Source organism: Agrobacterium sp. CGMCC 11546, assembly GCF_013365515.1.
Classification (GTDB): domain Bacteria; phylum Pseudomonadota; class Alphaproteobacteria; order Rhizobiales; family Rhizobiaceae; genus Agrobacterium; species Agrobacterium fabrum.
Map to the genome: position 1 here is coordinate 148589 of NZ_CP047390.1, position 16254 is coordinate 164842.

General features: G+C 56.3%; 14 protein-coding genes and 1 pseudogene. 9 read left to right on the forward strand and 6 right to left on the reverse strand.

All coding sequences use genetic code 11. The features are described from left to right. Positions 1–67: 67 nt before the first annotated feature. Positions 68–904 (reverse strand): HTH-type transcriptional regulator BhcR, encoded by an 837-nt coding sequence (gene bhcR, locus GSF67_RS25420; protein WP_006311602.1) that lies wholly within the window; start codon positions 902–904, stop codon positions 68–70. 174 nt (positions 905–1078) lie between these two features. Here bhcR and bhcA point away from each other — a divergent pair, with 174 nt between their 5' ends. The 7 genes from bhcA to GSF67_RS25455 all read left to right on the forward strand — a co-directional run bounded on the left by bhcA (position 1079) and on the right by GSF67_RS25455 (position 8486). Further along, entirely contained in the window at positions 1079–2269 is a 1191-nt protein-coding gene (gene bhcA, locus GSF67_RS25425) for an L-aspartate--glyoxylate aminotransferase BhcA (RefSeq protein WP_006311601.1), read from the forward strand. Beyond that, a complete protein-coding gene (gene bhcB, locus GSF67_RS25430) occupies positions 2269–3231 on the forward strand; it encodes a beta-hydroxyaspartate dehydratase BhcB (RefSeq protein WP_006311599.1) in 963 nt (320 codons plus the stop codon). The genes bhcA and bhcB overlap by 1 nt, the downstream gene beginning before the upstream one ends. Positions 3232–3241: 10 nt before the next feature. After that, entirely contained in the window at positions 3242–4405 is a 1164-nt protein-coding gene (gene bhcC / locus GSF67_RS25435; protein ID WP_006311598.1) for a 3-hydroxy-D-aspartate aldolase BhcC, read from the forward strand. 80 nt (positions 4406–4485) lie between these two features. Next, positions 4486–5451 (forward strand): iminosuccinate reductase BhcD, encoded by a 966-nt coding sequence (bhcD, locus tag GSF67_RS25440; RefSeq protein ID WP_006311597.1) that lies wholly within the window; start codon positions 4486–4488, stop codon positions 5449–5451. Between the two features lie 129 nt (positions 5452–5580). Next, the gene (locus tag GSF67_RS25445) at positions 5581–6603 is read left to right on the forward strand and encodes a type I glyceraldehyde-3-phosphate dehydrogenase (RefSeq protein ID WP_050813473.1); all 1023 of its coding nucleotides are present in this window, start codon (positions 5581–5583) and stop codon (positions 6601–6603) included. Positions 6604–6677: 74 nt separating this feature from the next. After that, complete coding sequence (locus GSF67_RS25450) at positions 6678–6845, forward strand: hypothetical protein (RefSeq protein ID WP_157998607.1); 168 nt, start codon at positions 6678–6680, stop codon at positions 6843–6845. Between the two features lie 219 nt (positions 6846–7064). After that, positions 7065–8486 (forward strand): ISNCY-like element ISRel10 family transposase, encoded by a 1422-nt coding sequence (locus GSF67_RS25455; protein WP_035216922.1) that lies wholly within the window; start codon positions 7065–7067, stop codon positions 8484–8486. Positions 8487–8492: 6 nt separating this feature from the next. On the opposite strand, the gene GSF67_RS25460 is transcribed toward GSF67_RS25455, so the two are convergent. Beyond that, positions 8493–9230: a hypothetical protein gene (locus tag GSF67_RS25460; RefSeq protein ID WP_006316654.1), complete on the reverse strand. Its 738-nt coding sequence runs from the start codon at positions 9228–9230 to the stop codon at positions 8493–8495. 300 nt (positions 9231–9530) lie between these two features. Between GSF67_RS25460 and GSF67_RS25465 the strand changes: the two are divergent. Beyond that, positions 9531–10531 (forward strand): annotated as a pseudogene (locus tag GSF67_RS25465) (IS30 family transposase). A 355-nt stretch (positions 10532–10886) separates the two neighbouring features. Here GSF67_RS25465 and GSF67_RS25470 read toward each other — a convergent pair. From GSF67_RS25470 to GSF67_RS25480, 3 genes are all read right to left on the reverse strand, one after another. Further along, positions 10887–11123, reverse strand: coding sequence for a hypothetical protein (locus GSF67_RS25470; protein ID WP_006315784.1), 237 nt, complete (start codon positions 11121–11123; stop codon positions 10887–10889). Between the two features lie 493 nt (positions 11124–11616). After that, a complete protein-coding gene (dinB, locus tag GSF67_RS25475; RefSeq protein WP_010974700.1) occupies positions 11617–12690 on the reverse strand; it encodes a DNA polymerase IV in 1074 nt (357 codons plus the stop codon). Between the two features lie 266 nt (positions 12691–12956). Further along, positions 12957–13268, reverse strand: coding sequence for a hypothetical protein (locus GSF67_RS25480; protein WP_006315786.1), 312 nt, complete (start codon positions 13266–13268; stop codon positions 12957–12959). 255 nt (positions 13269–13523) lie between these two features. On the opposite strand from GSF67_RS25480, the gene GSF67_RS25485 reads away from it, so the two are divergent. Continuing rightward, on the forward strand, positions 13524–15437 hold the full coding sequence (locus tag GSF67_RS25485) for a potassium transporter Kup (protein ID WP_035216520.1): 1914 nt from the start codon (positions 13524–13526) through the stop codon (positions 15435–15437). A 55-nt stretch (positions 15438–15492) separates the two neighbouring features. Here GSF67_RS25485 and GSF67_RS25490 read toward each other — a convergent pair whose 3' ends face one another. Then, positions 15493–16254 (reverse strand): SDR family NAD(P)-dependent oxidoreductase, encoded by a 762-nt coding sequence (locus GSF67_RS25490; RefSeq protein ID WP_006315793.1) that lies wholly within the window; start codon positions 16252–16254, stop codon positions 15493–15495.

The window sequence follows — 16254 nt, forward strand, 5'->3', positions numbered from 1 at the left end:
GCTCTGGCGTCGGCCCTTTTGTGCCGAACCGGCGTTGGGGTTGAAGGACAGGGCGGTTTTGCTCCCATCAGTCTCTGTGGCGAGGAAGGTTGAGCAGCGGAGATCCGAGTTGCAGCGATATTTCATTCGCGGCATCCGAAACCAGTTGGCCGATCTCTCGGACCCTTTTGTCCGGCATACGTATTGTTGGACCGGAAACGGAAATTCCTGCCACGGCCTCGCCATAACTGTTCACAATGGAAGCTGCAACGCAGCGCATGCCTATGGTTCTCTCTTCGTCGTCGACGGAATAGCCAAGACGGCGCGTTTGCTGAATTGATTCGCGCAATTCTTTGATGTTCGCGATAGTCTTATCAGTGAAGCGGGTGAACGTCGCGGTTTTAAGGAACGCTTCCAGCCTATCGTCGTCAAAAGCGCTGAGAAGCGCTTTTCCTATTCCTGACGCATGCAGGGGGGAGCGGGTGCCGGGAGGGAAGAATGCACGGATTGTGTCGTGCGTTTCCACCTGACTTATAAACAATACGTCGCCATCTCTTTCGATGCCAAGATTGGAGGTCTCTCCTGTCCGGGCCATAAGATCGCGCATCACTGGTCGACTTCGTTCGACGATATTCGTTCTGCGCAAGAAAGCCGAGCCCAGGCGAAAGGCTTCCGGTCCAACAAACCACTCTTGCCGTTCCGTGTTGCTTTCAACGTATCTCCGGTTTTCAAGCGTTGCGAGTATGCGGTGAAGAGTTGCCGGGGACTGATCGAGGTATTTGGACAATTCCGTGAGAGTAACGCCATCGTGGGACGCCAGCGCCTCGAGCACATCAAGCGACCGGGCGAGAGCCTGAATGCTCGCCGCTGGCTGAGTTGGCTTGGCACCCTTTGGGCGTCCTCGTTTTCTGACCGTTTGCTGCATGGCTTTAGGGTAGAAAAAATAATAGTAAAATCAACTTAGGAAGAATGAAAAAATACAATTCTATGTTTTTAAATAGCTATTTCTATCTTTCTAAGAAAATGAAAAATCATTTCAAAAAAATTTACTAAATGAGACGTGCGTGGTAACTTTCTTGTTGAACAAGGAGGAGTAGCCATGAGCACCCAGAATCCTATTTTCATTCCCGGCCCGACGAACATCCCCGAGGTGCTCCGTAAAGCCGTTGACATGCCGACCATTGATCACCGTAGTCCGCTTTTTGGCAATATCCTTCATCCTGCGCTTGAAGGCGTCAAAGCGATCCTCAAGACCTCCAAGGCTGAAGTTTTCGTGTTTCCTTCCACCGGTACCGGTGGTTGGGAGACCGCGATTACGAATACCCTGTCGGCAGGGGATAAGGTCCTGGCGACGCGTAACGGCATGTTCAGCCACCGCTGGATCGACATGTGCCAACGCCACGGCCTCGACGTTCAGGTCGTGATGCAAGAATGGGGGGATGGCGTCCCCGCAGACACGTTCGAAGAAATTCTGACGGCGGACAAAGGTCACGAAATCAAGGTTGTGCTTGCCACGCACAACGAAACGGCAACGGGCGTTCGTTCTGATATTGCCGCCGTGCGCCGTGCGCTCGACAACGCAAAACATCCAGCCCTGCTCTTCGTCGATGGTGTGAGCTCAATCGCCTGCTACGACTTTCGGATGGACGAATGGGGTGTCGATGTCGCCGTCACTGGATCCCAGAAAGGCTTCATGCTTCCACCTGGCCTCGCAATCCTTGGCTTCTCCCAAAAGGCTTTGGCAGCGACCGGTTCCGCCAGACTGCCGCGAACCTTCTTCGATGTCCGTGACATGGCCAAGGGTTATGCTTCGAATGGATATCCCTATACACCTCCGGTCGGTTTGCTGAACGGGTTGAAGGTGGCGACCGACATGCTGCTGGATGAAGGGCTCGAAAACGTCTTTGCCCGGCACCATCGGATTGCCGAAGGTGTCCGTCGCGCTGTTTCCGCCTGGGGGCTGGAGCTTTGTGCCGCCCGTCCCGAACTCTATTCGGACAGCGTCAGCGCCATCCGCACGCCGGAAGGATTCGACGCCAACAAGATCGTCGCTCACGCGCTCAACACGTATGGCGTTGCTTTCGGAACGGGCCTTGGCGATGTCGCGGGGAAAGTGTTCCGCATCGGTCATCTGGGCAGCCTGACCGACGTCATGGCGCTGTCCGGTATCGCCACCGCCGAGATGGTGATGGCGGACCTCGGGCTGCCGGTCACTCTCGGTTCCGGCGTCGCTGCGGCTCAGCAGTCCTATCGTCAGAGCGCAGGAAACGCCCAGAGGAAAGCCACGTGATGAGCGATACCGAGATGTATATTCCCAGCTATGAGGACATGCTCGCCGCCCATGAGCGGATCAGGCCTCATATCCGGCTTACACCAATCCGGCAGTCGGATTATCTCAACGACCTCAGCGGCGCGCAATTATTCTTCAAATGCGAAAACTTTCAGGAGCCGGGCGCCTTCAAGGTGCGCGGCGCCGCCAATGCCGTATTCGGGCTAGACGAAGCACGGGCAACCAGTGGTGTGGCCACGCATTCCTCAGGCAATCACGCTTCATGCCTGTCCTATGCGGCCATGCGGCGCGGGATCCCCTGCAATGTCGTCATGCCCCGCACGGCGCCTCAGGCCAAAAAGGACACCGTGCGCCGTTATGGCGGCAGAATTACCGAGTGCGAGCCTTCCACCTCCTCACGGGAAGAGACTTTCGCGAAGGTCCAAGCCGAAACAGGAGGGGATTTCGTCCATCCCTATAACGATTCGCGCGTGATTGCCGGTCAGGGAACCTGCTCGAAAGAATTCATGGAACAGGCCGATGGGCTTGAGATGGTCGTAGCGCCGATCGGCGGCGGCGGCATGATTTCGGGGACCTGCCTTACTCTATCGACGCTGGCGCCCGAGACGAAGGTGATTGCGGCCGAACCTGAACAGGCCGATGACGCCTATCGCAGCTTCAAGGCGGGTTACATCATCGCGGACGATGCGCCGAAGACCGTCGCGGATGGGCTGCTTGTGCCGCTGAAAGATCTCACCTGGCATTTCGTGTCGAACCATGTCTCCGAGATCTATACCGCCTCCGATCAGGAGATCATCGATGCGATGAAGCTAGCCTGGAAGCATCTGCGCGTGGTGCTGGAACCGTCCAGCGCCGTGCCCTTGGCAACCATCCTGAAGAATCGGGAGGCATTTGCCGGCAAGCGTGTCGGCGTCATCATCACCGGCGGTAACGTCGATGTCGACAAGCTGCCCTGGAACTGAGGAGAAAACCATGAACGCCCATACAGAATTCGCCGGCCTTGAAGTCGGATACGATGTTCCTGCCTTTCCGGGCATGGATGAGAAGGACATTCAGACACCCTGCCTGATCCTCGATCTCGACGCCTTGGAACGCAACATCAAGAAGATGGGCGACTATGCCAAGGCGCACGGTATGCGCCACCGCGCCCATGGCAAAATGCACAAGTCCGTCGACGTTCTGAAGCTTCAGGAAAAGCTCGGCGGCGCCATTGGCGTGTGCTGCCAGAAGGTCTCGGAGGCCGAGGTCTTTGTGCGTGGCGGTATCAAGGACGTCCTCGTATCGAACCAGGTCCGCGACCCGGCCAAGATCGACCGTCTGGCGCGTTTGCCCAAGTTCGGCAGCCGGATTATCGTCTGCGTCGATGATCTCGCCAATGTCGATGATCTGTCGGCTGCGGCGCAAAAGCACGGCGCGACCCTCGAATGCCTCGTCGAAATCGACTGCGGCGCCGGGCGCTGCGGCGTCAAGGCGGCGTCCGAGGTGGTAGAGATAGCCAAGGCGATCGACGCAGCAGCGGGCTTGAAATTCACGGGCATCCAAGCCTATCAGGGCGCGATGCAGCATATGAACGACTTTGAAGACCGCAAGGCCAAGCTCGATGCGGCGATTTCCCAGGTGACGGAGGCTGTCCAGGCCCTCAAGGCCGAGGGGCTTGTCCCGGAACTGGTCTCGGGCGGCGGTACCGGCTCGTATTATTTCGAGTCCAACTCCGGTGTTTACAACGAGCTTCAATGCGGCTCATACGCCTTCATGGATGCAGACTATGGCCGCATTCACGACAAGGACGGCAAGCGGATCGACCAAGGAGAGTGGGAAAACGCCCTGTTCATCCTGACCTCGGTGATGAGCCACGCAAAGCCGCATATCGCAGTTGTTGATGCCGGCCTCAAGGCGCAATCTGTCGATAGCGGTCTTCCGTTTGTCTATGGTCGCGACGATGTCAAATACGTCAAATGCTCCGACGAGCATGGCGTGGTGGAGGATATGAACGGGGTTCTCAAGATCAATGAGAAACTGCGTCTCGTACCCGGTCACTGCGATCCGACCTGCAATGTCCACGACTGGTATGTCGGGGTGCGCAATGGCAAGGTCGAGACCCTGTGGCCGGTCTCGGCGCGCGGCAAGGCTTACTAGAACAGGCGATAGCAACGGATAGAATTCACCGCCGGGGCCATCTGGTGTCCCCGGCGCGCTATCCAGGCGGGAGTAATTTCATGATCATTGTCCCCGAACACGAGATCGAAAGCCTCGTTTCTGCGTCAGATTGCTTTACTGCAGTGGAGCGGGTCTTCGCATCGATGGCGCAGAAATCCGCCTACAACTTCCCGGTGATCCGCGAAGCCATCGGGCATGCCGACGCGCTTTACGGCTTCAAATCGGGTTTTGATCGGGAAAGTCTAGCCCTTGGCCTGAAGTCCGGTGGCTTCTGGCCCAACAACATCGAAAAAGGGCTGACGAACCATCAGTCGACTATATTTCTTTTCGATGCGGATACCGGCAAATGTCGGGCCGTTGTCGGCGGCAACCTGCTGACAGCGTTGCGCACGGCAGCAGCCTCCGCAGTGTCGATCAAGTATCTGGCGCGGCCTGATGCCAAAGTACTCGGCATGGTCGGGGCGGGCCATCAGTCTACCTTCCAGCTTCGGGCGGCCCTCGAGCAGCGCGCTTTCGAGAAGGTCGTTGGATGGAACATTTATCCCGAGGCGCTTGACCGTCTCGCCAAGATCGCTGCCGAACATGACGTTCCATTCGAGGCAGTCGACCTTGATCGACTGGGCGCGGAAGCCGACGTCATTATCACGATCACTTCGGCTTTCGCGCCGATCCTGAAGGCGGCGCAAATTCGCCGGGGAACTCATCTTGCCTGCATGGGTACGGATACCAAGGGGAAACAGGAAGTAGAGGCCGAACTGCTGGCGGCGGCGACCATCTTCAGCGATGAGATCGCGCAATCCGTTACGATCGGAGAAGCGCAGCATCCGGTCGCCAGGGGATTGATCTCTCCCGACAGGATCACCGAGATCGGGGCGGTTATCAACGGCGCTCATCCGGGTCGCACAAACGCCGATGAGATTACAGTCTTTGACGGGACCGGCGTCGGGCTTCAGGATCTGGCCGTGGCGTCGAAAGCGGTCGATCTGGCTGTTCAAAAAGGTGTTGCCGTTGTCGTGGATTTTTAGTCGCCGGAGTAACTGTCAGCCGGGAAGAATAGCGATGTGCATAGGTCTGTTCAGGTTGATCGGAGGCCACAGAACTTCGGAAACTGGTGCAATTTCGATCTTGAAACCCACGATGCAAGGTCTGTTCATATGAGAGTCGCGATAAACGGTTTTGGCCGCATCGGACGCTCAATATTGCGTCTGGCTATAAGGTGCGATGATTTCGACATTGCATTGATCAACGATGTCGCCTCCCTCGAAACCTTGGCGTATCTTTTCGAGTTTGACAGTGTCTTCGGACCTTGGGCGGGGCGTGTGGAAATAGAGGGAAATTGCCTCGTAATCGACGGTCGCGCCATTCCATTTCATCACCACCAAGACCTCGGCGCCGTGGATTTATCAGGCGTGGATGTCGTTCTCGAATGTACGGGACACCACGACGCGTTGGCGTTCTCGCGCTCTTCATTGGCAGCAGGCGCGCGCCGCGTCGTCATATCGGGGCCGGCGAAAGGGGCCGATGTTACCCTTGTGATGGGCGCAAATGACGAGACCTATCGCGGCGAGCACATTGTCTCGAATGGTTCGTGTACGACGAACGCGATTGCTCCTCTGCTTCGGATCGTTGATGAGCAGTTTGGTGTGGTTGGTGGACACCTGACGACGGTCCATTGTTATACCGGAAGTCAACCTACCGTCGATCAGCCAAGAGGCGATCCGGCGCGTAGCAGAGCGGCTGCCTTGTCCATGGTGCCGACAACGACCAGCGCTCATCTTCTGTTAGGTGAAATTCTTCCTCAGTTTGCCGGGCTCATAGAAGCGCGCGCCATTCGCGTGCCCACGGCAAGTGTTTCGGCAATTGACCTCACTGTTGCTTTACGGTCGCAAACGGATATCGGGAACGTAAGAGATACTCTTCAGGACTTTTGCGAGAGATCGTCTGTCCTTGGTTGGATCGAGAAACCGCTGGTTTCTGTGGATTTGCGCGGACGTCCAGAGTCGCTGATTGTGAGCAGGCCAGAGCTTTCGATGTCCTCCGCTGGCGGATTGCTGAGAATTTTCGGTTGGTACGACAATGAGTGGGGCTTCGCAAATCGTATGCTCGAAATGGCGTTGCGGGTAGGCGAATGGAATCGGGAGAATCGTCCGGCCTTCTATACGGGGCGGGGGGCATAATTGACAATCTCGCCACATTGCTGCTTTGCAATCTCACATTTCGACGCGCCGAATACTGGAACGGCGAGGACCGCATGAACGATCCAGGCGCGCATGCTCGACGTGAGATTGCTCTCATCGCCAATGATGTGCTCAAGCCGAAACACCTGCACCGCATCTATGATGCGCTGAATCTGCGATTGCGATCGCAGCCCGCTCATTCATACGACGAGACAAAGATTGAAACTCGCTCGCACAGTTAAATCAACGCGCTTCTGAGGCAGCGGACGCTGCCTAGTCTATCATAAAGTTCCATAATAGAACTTATGCAATCTTACATATGTAAGGGCTATTTAGTAATGCGACAGTTGGGCCAGTTAGAGATGCGATAGTCTCGCCTCTCGACGACTGGTCAATGCCAATGTCGGGAGCAAGGATGACGATCTTCAGCCTGGTCGAGACCATGAGCGGTCGGAGTCGTCATGTCCTGTTTGATCACTATGTCGCAGAAAGAATTGCATCGCCTCGAACTCATCCAGAAGATCCGTGACGAACGCCTGAGCGTTGTCCAGGCCGCCGAGCGGCTCGACCTCAGTCGAAGTCAGGTCCATCGGCTGCTGCAGGCTTATGACCGGGATGGTCCGGCCGGGCTTGTTTCCAAGAAGCGATCGCGACCGAGCAACCGGCGCCATAGCGAGGAGTTCCGCAATGCGGCGCTGGACCTGATCCGCGAACGCTATCTGGATTTCGGTCCGACGCTGGCGCGTGAGAAGCTGATCGAGCTGCACCGGATCTCGGTCGCCAAGGAGACCCTGCGGCAATGGATGACCGAGGCCGGCATCTGGGTCTCGCGTCGGGAAAGCAAGAAGCGGGTTTTCCAGCCACGCGGCCGACGTGATTGCTTTGGCGAACTGGTGCAGATCGATGGCTCGCATCACTGGTGGTTCGAGAACCGTGGGCCCAAATGCGCCCTGCTCGTCTATATCGACGACGCCACCGGCAAGCTGCTGCATCTACGGTTTGCCGGCTCGGAGAACACCTTCGACTATCTGCACGCGACCAAGGCCTATCTGCAGCAATGGGGCAAACCGCTGGCCTTCTACAGTGACAAGCACGGTGTCTTTCGTTCGACCCATGCGTCGGAGAAGGACCGGACGAGCGGCCTGACACAATTCGGCCGCGCGCTTTATGAGCTGAACATCGATATCATCTGTGCCAATACCCCGCAGGCCAAAGGCCGCGTCGAACGTGCGAACCAGACACTGCAGGATCGGCTGGTCAAGGAAATGCGGCTGCGCGGCATCGACACGATCGAGGAAGCCAACGCCTATGCGCCTGAGTTCATTGCGGATTTCAACGCGCGTTTTGGCAAACAGCCGCGTAATCCGAAGGACATGCACCGGCCGTTGGCCGACCACGAGAACCTCGATGGCGCCATGTGCCGCAAGGAAGTTCGCACGCTGTCGCAGGCTTTGACGCTGCGCTATGACAAGGTGCTGTTCATCCTTGATCCGATAGATCTTTCCAGGTCCCTGGCGGGTAAGAAGGTCGTCGTTTGCGACTATCCGGACGGGCGCCTCGAGATCATGCACGAGAGTTTTGCCCTGCCCTACAGAACCTTTGACACGTTACGCTCCGTGCATCGCGCCGAGGTCGTCGATAACAAGCGGTTGGACGACATGCTGTCTGTTGTCGCCGAGCTGCAGGCTGGGCGGGAGCAGCAGCGCAGCAAGGGCGGACCACGGCGAACTGGGCAGACGGACCATATGTTCGGCATTCGCGATGGCAGCACGGGGAACGGCTACCAGAAGCGTGGACGCAAGCCGAGAACGGATTACATGAACGATCCGGCGGTGATCGCACGGCGGGAGAAAGCGTTATTGAGGCAGCCGACTGCGGAATAAAGGGCGTCAATGCACGCCGATATCGCTTTGCGTATCTGACTCCAATTGCAGGCAGGCGGACCAAAGCGGCGTCTTGTGGAAGGCTCCGTCTTGAAGAAGCGTGAGCCCTTCTCGTGCCTCATAAAGCAGGCCCAGCCAGCACAGGCGCCGCAGGACGCCATATTGGAGATCGGATTTGAGCTCCCAGGCTTCCAAGGTCATTTCGGTGGCGGACAGAGGTGCCATGTCTGGATAGAGGATCTTCACGACCTCCGATGGCGTACAGCCCTCTCTCGCCTTGATATTGAGAAGATTGAGGAACATGCGCCACCAACGTAACCGAGCTTGGACCTCTTCTTTGCGCTCGGTAGCGTGGACATAGGAGTAGAGATAATCCGTGGCGACGAGATCGAAGAAGGCTTGCGGGTTCACCAGAAACTCGTGACCTCGTTTGGTTGGCAGCAGCACATCCTTTTTCTGGCGAAGAAGCTTCAGATGGCGGGTCATGTCCCGCACGACCCAGAGCGGCGGCATGTCACTTTCGTTCAGCACTTTGCTCATGCTGTGGAGGTCTTCGGCTGTGAAGTCGGGCCAAAGGAAATTCACAGCGGCCCAGTGCACGAACTTGCGGTTCATGGCGCCGGTCGCGGTCAATCCTATGCCACCCTCAGCGTCAGCATAGGCAACCGCAAGAAGCATGCCGCGAAGAAGAGGTGACAGCGCGGCGCCATCGACGTCACCCTGCAGCTTGATTTCCGGAAGCATCGTTCCGCTTTGATCCCTACCCGCCCCATGCGGCGTAAAGGAGTATCAGCCGGCGATGGAAGAATTGCTACTGAGAAAGCTAAAGCCGAAGGGGTGGTCCCTCACCCGCCCCCGCTCCGCCCTTTCAACCCGGCCCAGCCGGCCGGATCGGGGGCTGATCATCAGAGCCGGTGTCGCGTTTCTAACTGGCTGGCGACACCGCATCTCTAACCAGCTTTGACAAAATAGGGAATTGGGTACATTCTATTTTCAAGTGCGACATGCCAATGATTTCAATGGCTTCACTTTGGAGATTTTGGCATGTCCCGATGCTATACGCAGATCACCCTTGCCGATCGCCGCCGTCTTCATCATCTGGTGGCGGCAAAGGTTCCCGTTAACGAGATGGCGCGTCAGCTTGGCCGTCATCGCTCGACCATTTACCGTGAGATCAAGCGCAACACGTTTCATGACCGTGAACTGCCAGATTATGACGGCTACTACAGCACGGTTGCTCACGACATCTCCAGAGACCGTCGACGCCGATTGATAAAGCTGCGGCGCCATCCGGCTTTGCGCGCCGAGATCATCAACCAGTTGGAGGCCCGCTGGTCTCCGGAACAGATTGCCGGACGTCTGCAGTCGGACGGCTTCGGTCGTATTCGCGTATGCAAGGAGACAATCTACCGCTTCATCTACAGCAAGGAAGATTACGCGCTTGGTCTCTATCAGTATCTGCCTGAGGCTCGCCGCAAACGTCGCCCAATGCGTTCGAGGAAGCCGCGCGACGGTGCGTTTCCCTCTACCCACCGAATATCCGAAAGGCCTGATTCATTGGAAATAGATCGAAGTTTGGACATTGGGAGGGAGACCTCCTCATCTTTGAACGCCCACTCGGCCATGCCAATGTCACCACGCTCGTGGAGCGCAAGAGCCGCTACACCGTTCTTATCAAGAACCCGAGCCGGCACTCGGGGCCAATCATGGATAAGATCGTCAGAGCGTTTTCGCTGTTGCCGGCATTCGCGCGTCAGAGCTTCACATTTGATCGGGGCACCGAGTTTGCCGGGTTCAGGGCTTTGGAGGAAGGGATCGGTGCGTGCAGCTGGTTTTGCGACCCAAGCGCGCCTTGGCAAAAAGGGACCGTCGAGAATACCAACAAGCGAATTCGACGCTTCCTGCCAGGCAGCACAGACCTGGCAGTCGTGTCACAGCGCGACCTTCTCCGCCTCACGCGTCATATCAACGATCAACCGCGCAAATGCCTTGGATACAGGACGCCGGCCGAGGTGTTCATAGCTCATTTGCAAGAAGGAGGGTGATCCCCTACCCTAAAGCGCAGGCATGGTGCACTTGGGTTAGCTTCTCCACTGCAAAGTTAGAATGTCCTGTTTCTACAAAGTTGGAATGTCACACTCCCCGGATCTGATTGGCCTCTGGGAGAGAGCAGATGGGACTGATTACGATAAGCGAGCGCGATGAACAGCGTGTGTTCCGCGAGACCGTCCGCTCGTGTGTCCGCCACTCCATGACTGACCGGATCAAGCATGGTTGGCCGCCAGTTTTGTGGAAAAGTTCATCGTGACTGGAGAGCTGGCGGCCTGGTCATGCGACTTACCACCGCTGGAGACCGTCTTTGGGCGCGCTATGAATGAGAAAGTATCGGTCACGTCCGGACTATTTGAGCCGGATTACAGACTTTAGTGGAATTTTTGCGATCAGAATTCCGTCACTGCGCACTACTTCAAACGCGGCGCCATCCAGAATCTCGTCTCTGAGAATTTTCTCGGCCAGCATTTCCTTTGCAGCCTGAACTGCCTCACGCTTTGCTTGCTCATCCGTAGAAAGAATTGCTCCTTCCATGTCTACAGAGAGTCCCTGCGCATCGCGCACGTGGAAAAAGTACCTTGGCATTGCAAAATCCCGATATGATTAGGTGGGAACCTTAGTCGCTAACGAAATTTGCGGTTTCAGGTTCCCAATCTTGTAACGTAGCCCGATCCCCAAGTCGGCTTCTCGCATCTGCGCCCAAGGGCTTGCTGGTCAGGCTTTTGCGCCTGCGATTCCTTCACTGTTTGTGACTGGCAAGCGGTTAAGACCCATCTGGGATGCGCCGGCGGGCTCGCAGTTTCCCGCCACCGTGCCCACACTACCGGTAATAGTTCAATTAACGGCAGTGCTGCTCAAATCTCTGTTCTATCCGGCATCGGCACGCGAACATCGTCCGGATATGGAACCCTGATTGAAAAGGTTTCTCCCGCCCAAGCGCTCTGCGCATCCCCTCTTCCTGTTCCGTTGATGCGCCATAAGGGAGCCGTTCGAATATCTTTCCAATCGAATTTAATATGACGCTCATGTCTTCCGTTCCGCTCGATCGTATCGATCCTCATTTTCCGTCCGTCGCCCCTTATAAAGCGAGATCGAGCTGCGGTTGTTCCTCATCCTCCGCCTCCTGATCATTGGTGAGAGAGGAGAGCGTCACACCGAGCAGCCTGACCGATCGACGGAAGGGGTAGACTGTCGCCAGCAGAGCCGACGCTGCCTCAAGGATCTCTTGAATTCCGTTAACCGGCAACGCGCTTGTCCGACTGCGTGTCGCCTGGGTGAAGTCGGAATATTTGACCTTCACTGTAACTGTCTTACCGCTGACGCGCTGCGCCTCGCAATGGTGCCAGACTTTTTCGGCAAGCGGCCTCAACTCGGCAGTGGCGAGATCGAGGTCGTTGATATCGACGCTGAACGTGTCCTCGGCGCCCACCGATTTGCGAATGCGATCAGGCCGGACCTGCCGTTCATCGATGCCGCGAGCAATGCCGTAGAAATATGCCCCGGACTTGCCGAAATGCTCGGCAAGGAACTGCAGCGATTTGGACTTCAGGTCGGCACCCGTTTCGATACCAAACCGATGCATTTTCTCGGCGGTGGCTGGACCGACACCATGGAATTTCTTGACCGCCAGCTGTTCCACAAATGCCGGGCCGTTCTTCGGCGTTATGACGGCCTGCCCATTCGGCTTGTTGAGGTCTGACGCCATCTTGGCCAAGAATTTGTTATATGAGATACCGGCGGAAGCATTGAGACCGGTAATCTGCTTGATCCTCTCCCGAATTTCCGACGCAATTTCCGTAGCGATCTCCATTCCCTTCAGGTTTTCTGTGACGTCGAGATAGGCCTCATCGAGCGAAAGCGGTTCGATCAGCCGCGTGTATTCAGCGAATATTGCCCGAATTTGCTGGGATACAGCCTTGTAGACGTCGAATCGCGGCGGTACGAAAATCAGGTCGGGACACCTTCGGGCAGCGGTGACGGACGGCATGGCCGAGCGCACGCCAAATTCGCGTGCTTCATAGCTTGCGGCTGCGACCACACCTCGTGCAGCCGCACTGCCAACCGCAACCGGTCTGCCGCGCAGTTCGGGATTGTCCCGCTGTTCCACCGACGCGTAAAAGGCATCCATATCGACATGAATGATTTTGCGCATCGGTATTGTGGCTGAGCCTGTCATGGATTTCGTTCAATTGCGGACGGAAACAAAGAGAGAACATATCATCTGGTGGAAACGAATCCAAGGTGTTTCCAGACAGTTTGGCATTTGCTCGAAATCGAGTCACGACAGCGACATGGGTCGATCAAAGCGGGAGGACAGCAGAATATGCTGATGACAGCACGACCATGATGCCGACCGCCCTCGATCTTTGTTTTCTGATATCTGTAGTTGACGCATGCGGCCTGGGTATAGTTCGGAATTCACCCTTCCGCTTCGGGTGAGTTTTCGAACACCATCAATCCACGTAATGTGCCACATGTCGGGTCGGTTGCATCAAGCAAACGTTCCGGAGGCGTCCATCCGATTGATATGCCGACGGCCGTGGCGACGGCCCAGCCCGGCTCATTGTCCGCCCGTTCCACAAGGCGCGGCACCTGTGTGGCCAGGCACTCTCTCGATTGTTGCACAACTTCGACAGGGAGATTTGCACGTTCGAGAGCACTCTTCATCTCGGCCTGAAAGGGATCTACAACAAACAGGGTGAAAATCCATGCAGCGACGTCTGCAATCATGATGCTCCTCATGGCGCGGCGTAAATGTCGTTTTAGAGGTCCGACATCGCAAAAGCGCCGTAACTTTCACCAGAGGGGCCCGGACCAGCGGGTAGTTAGTCATGTGGGAAATGATCGGTACGCGTTCAAGTCTGACGAGGTCAGATGAGACAAATGAAATTTCCACGCGCATGTGTCGATGATCTCAAAGTTATGCTCTTGACGTACCGCAACGCACCATAAACATATGGCATCGGGTAATCGGCCGGAGACATGATGACATCCTCGAATTCCACTGTTCCCGACAGCCGGTCTGAGACGAAGAAGTTCCTCGTTCTCCTTCTTGGTTCGATTGGTGTTGTCTACGGAGATATCGGTACAAGCCCATTATACGCGTTCAGGGAATCGTTGCGCCCGTTTACGGCAAACGGTGTGCAGCACGAGCACGTCGTCGGCCTGATCTCTTTGATGATCTGGACATTGACCATCATCGTGACTTTCAAATATGTGCTTTTTCTCCTTCGCGCCGACAATGACGGTGAAGGTGGTACTCTCTCCCTGCTCGCACTTTTGATGAAAAAGACGGGCAGCTATATGCCGGTTCTGTTTTTTGGAGGCCTGATAGGCTCGGCACTTTTCATCGGCGATGCGATGATTACCCCTGCTCTTTCAGTCATGTCGGCACTGGAGGGCATGAAACTTGTCACGCCTGCCTTCTCCGATTACGTCCTGCCGCTCTCCGCGCTAATCATGGTAGGATTATTCGCCGTCCAGTCCAAGGGTACCGGCGCCGTCGCCGTCTTTTTCGGTCCGATTACGGTCGTTTGGTTCCTCGCAATGGCCTGGGGCGGTCTCATCCACATCGGCGACGACTGGACCATTCTGGAAGCGGTCAATCCTATCAATGCTCTGTGGTTCATAACCCATGCGGGATGGGCCGGACTGATCGTGCTCGGTGCTGTCTTCCTTACCGTGACAGGAGCGGAAGCGCTTTACGCTGATCTTGGACACTTCGGACGCAAGCCCATCAGCGTGGCCTGGTTCATTCTCGTCTTCCCGGCACTTGCCCTTAATTATCTCGGCCAGGGGGCTCTCGTATTGAGCAATCCCGCAGCGATCGAAAACCCGTTCTATCTGCTCTACCCGGAATGGGCGCTGTTTCCGATGATTATCCTGGCGACAATGGCGACTGTCATTGCGAGCCAGGCTGTCATCACCGGAGCATTTTCACTGGCACGCCAAGCGGTGCACCTCGGATTTCTGCCGAAACTAATGATCCGTTTCACGTCAGAGACCAACACCGGGCAGATTTACGTGCCGGCCGTCAACATGGTACTGTTCATTGGTGTCCTCGTGCTGATCTTCTCATTCGGGGATTCGGAATCGCTTGCGACCGCATATGGCATTTCTGTTACCGGTGCGATGGTCGTCACGACACTGATGGCCTTCCAATTTCTTCGGTCGATCAGAGGTAAGTCAGCATTCACTGCCGCGATCTTATTGGCACCGCTGTTTTCGATTGAAGCCGTTTTTCTGGCCGCCAATTTGCTGAAGGTCCATGACGGCGGTTGGGTACCGCTTGCCCTGGCAGGAGTAATCATCCTCGTGATGTGGACGTGGACAAAGGGATCGCGCTATCTGAGAGAGAAGATATCCAAGAATGATGTCTCCCTCGATACTTTTATAACCTCACTGGAACGATCGATCTCTCGCGAATCCCGCAGTGCTCCCGTTTTGGTGTCGGGAACCGCGGTCTTTCTCACAAGTGTGCCTGACAAGGCTCCAAGCGTTCTGCTTCACAATCTCAAGCACAATCACGTGCTTCATGAGCAAAATGTCATCCTGACGATCTGGACCCATGACAAACCCTATGTCGCTGACACCGACCGTGTGGAGATAACGCGGATATCCAAGCATTTCATGCGACTAGATATCAATTTCGGTTTTATGGATGATCCGAATGTCGTAAAGGCGCTGCCTCTCTGCAAAAAGAAAGGTTTCAAGTTCGAGATCATGCAGACCTCGTTCTATCTTGGCCGCCGCAACCTTATCGCCACGCCGAATACCGGCCTGCCTCGCTGGCAGGAAGATTTGTACATCGCACTGGCGGATTTTGGGGTTGATCCGTCAGCGTACTTCAAGCTCCCGCCCAATCGGGTGATCGAGATCGGTGAGCAGGTCGCGATCTAACAAAAAATCTTTTCAGGGTGGGAGCCAACCCGCATGTCGTCCGTCTGTGCCCCGGTCAATAGCCACCCGTCAGAAAGATTGTCTCTCCCGTCATGAAGCTGCAAGCCTCAGACGCCAGGAACAGAGCCGCCCCGACCATCTCCTCTGGTCGTCCAGCACGCCCCATCCAGTTCAATGTCCTCACATATTCATCCCAGCCCTCCGGATCTTGAGCGCGTCGGTCGGCGTTGCGGTCCGTATCGACAAGGCCGGGAGCAAGAGTGTTGAGCAACACGTTATCGCCAGCGAAGTCTCGCGCCTGGCTTTGGATCAAATTGTGCTGCGCAGCCTTTGTTGCAGCGTAGGCGGTGACAACGCTTTTGGGCCTCAGCTGATTGATTGAGCCTATAGAAACTACCCTGCCCCACTTGCGCGCCACCATTTTCGGCAGCGCAGATTGCAGCATATCGACGGTCGAACCCAGATTGACAGCCAGCTGAAACGCCAGATCATTCGGCGTCAACGCAGAAAGCGTCGCATTGATCTGTGCACTCGCGTTGATGACGAGAATATCGACGGGTGCAATCGCCTCGGCGCGCTCTATCAGATCGGTGCCAGCGCCGGCTTCGGAGAGATCGCCCGCCAGTTCCTGCGCTGTACCGCCGCTCGCGATAATCCGTTGTTGTACGGCCGCCGTGGAGCCCGGCTTTACGCCATGCAGAATGACATGCGCACCAGCGCCGGCGAGACCCTCGGCGATTGCCGCTCCTATCCCGCGGCTTGAACCGGTGACGAGTGCCGTACGGCCTCTCAATCCAAAGATCGTTTCGAGACGCAT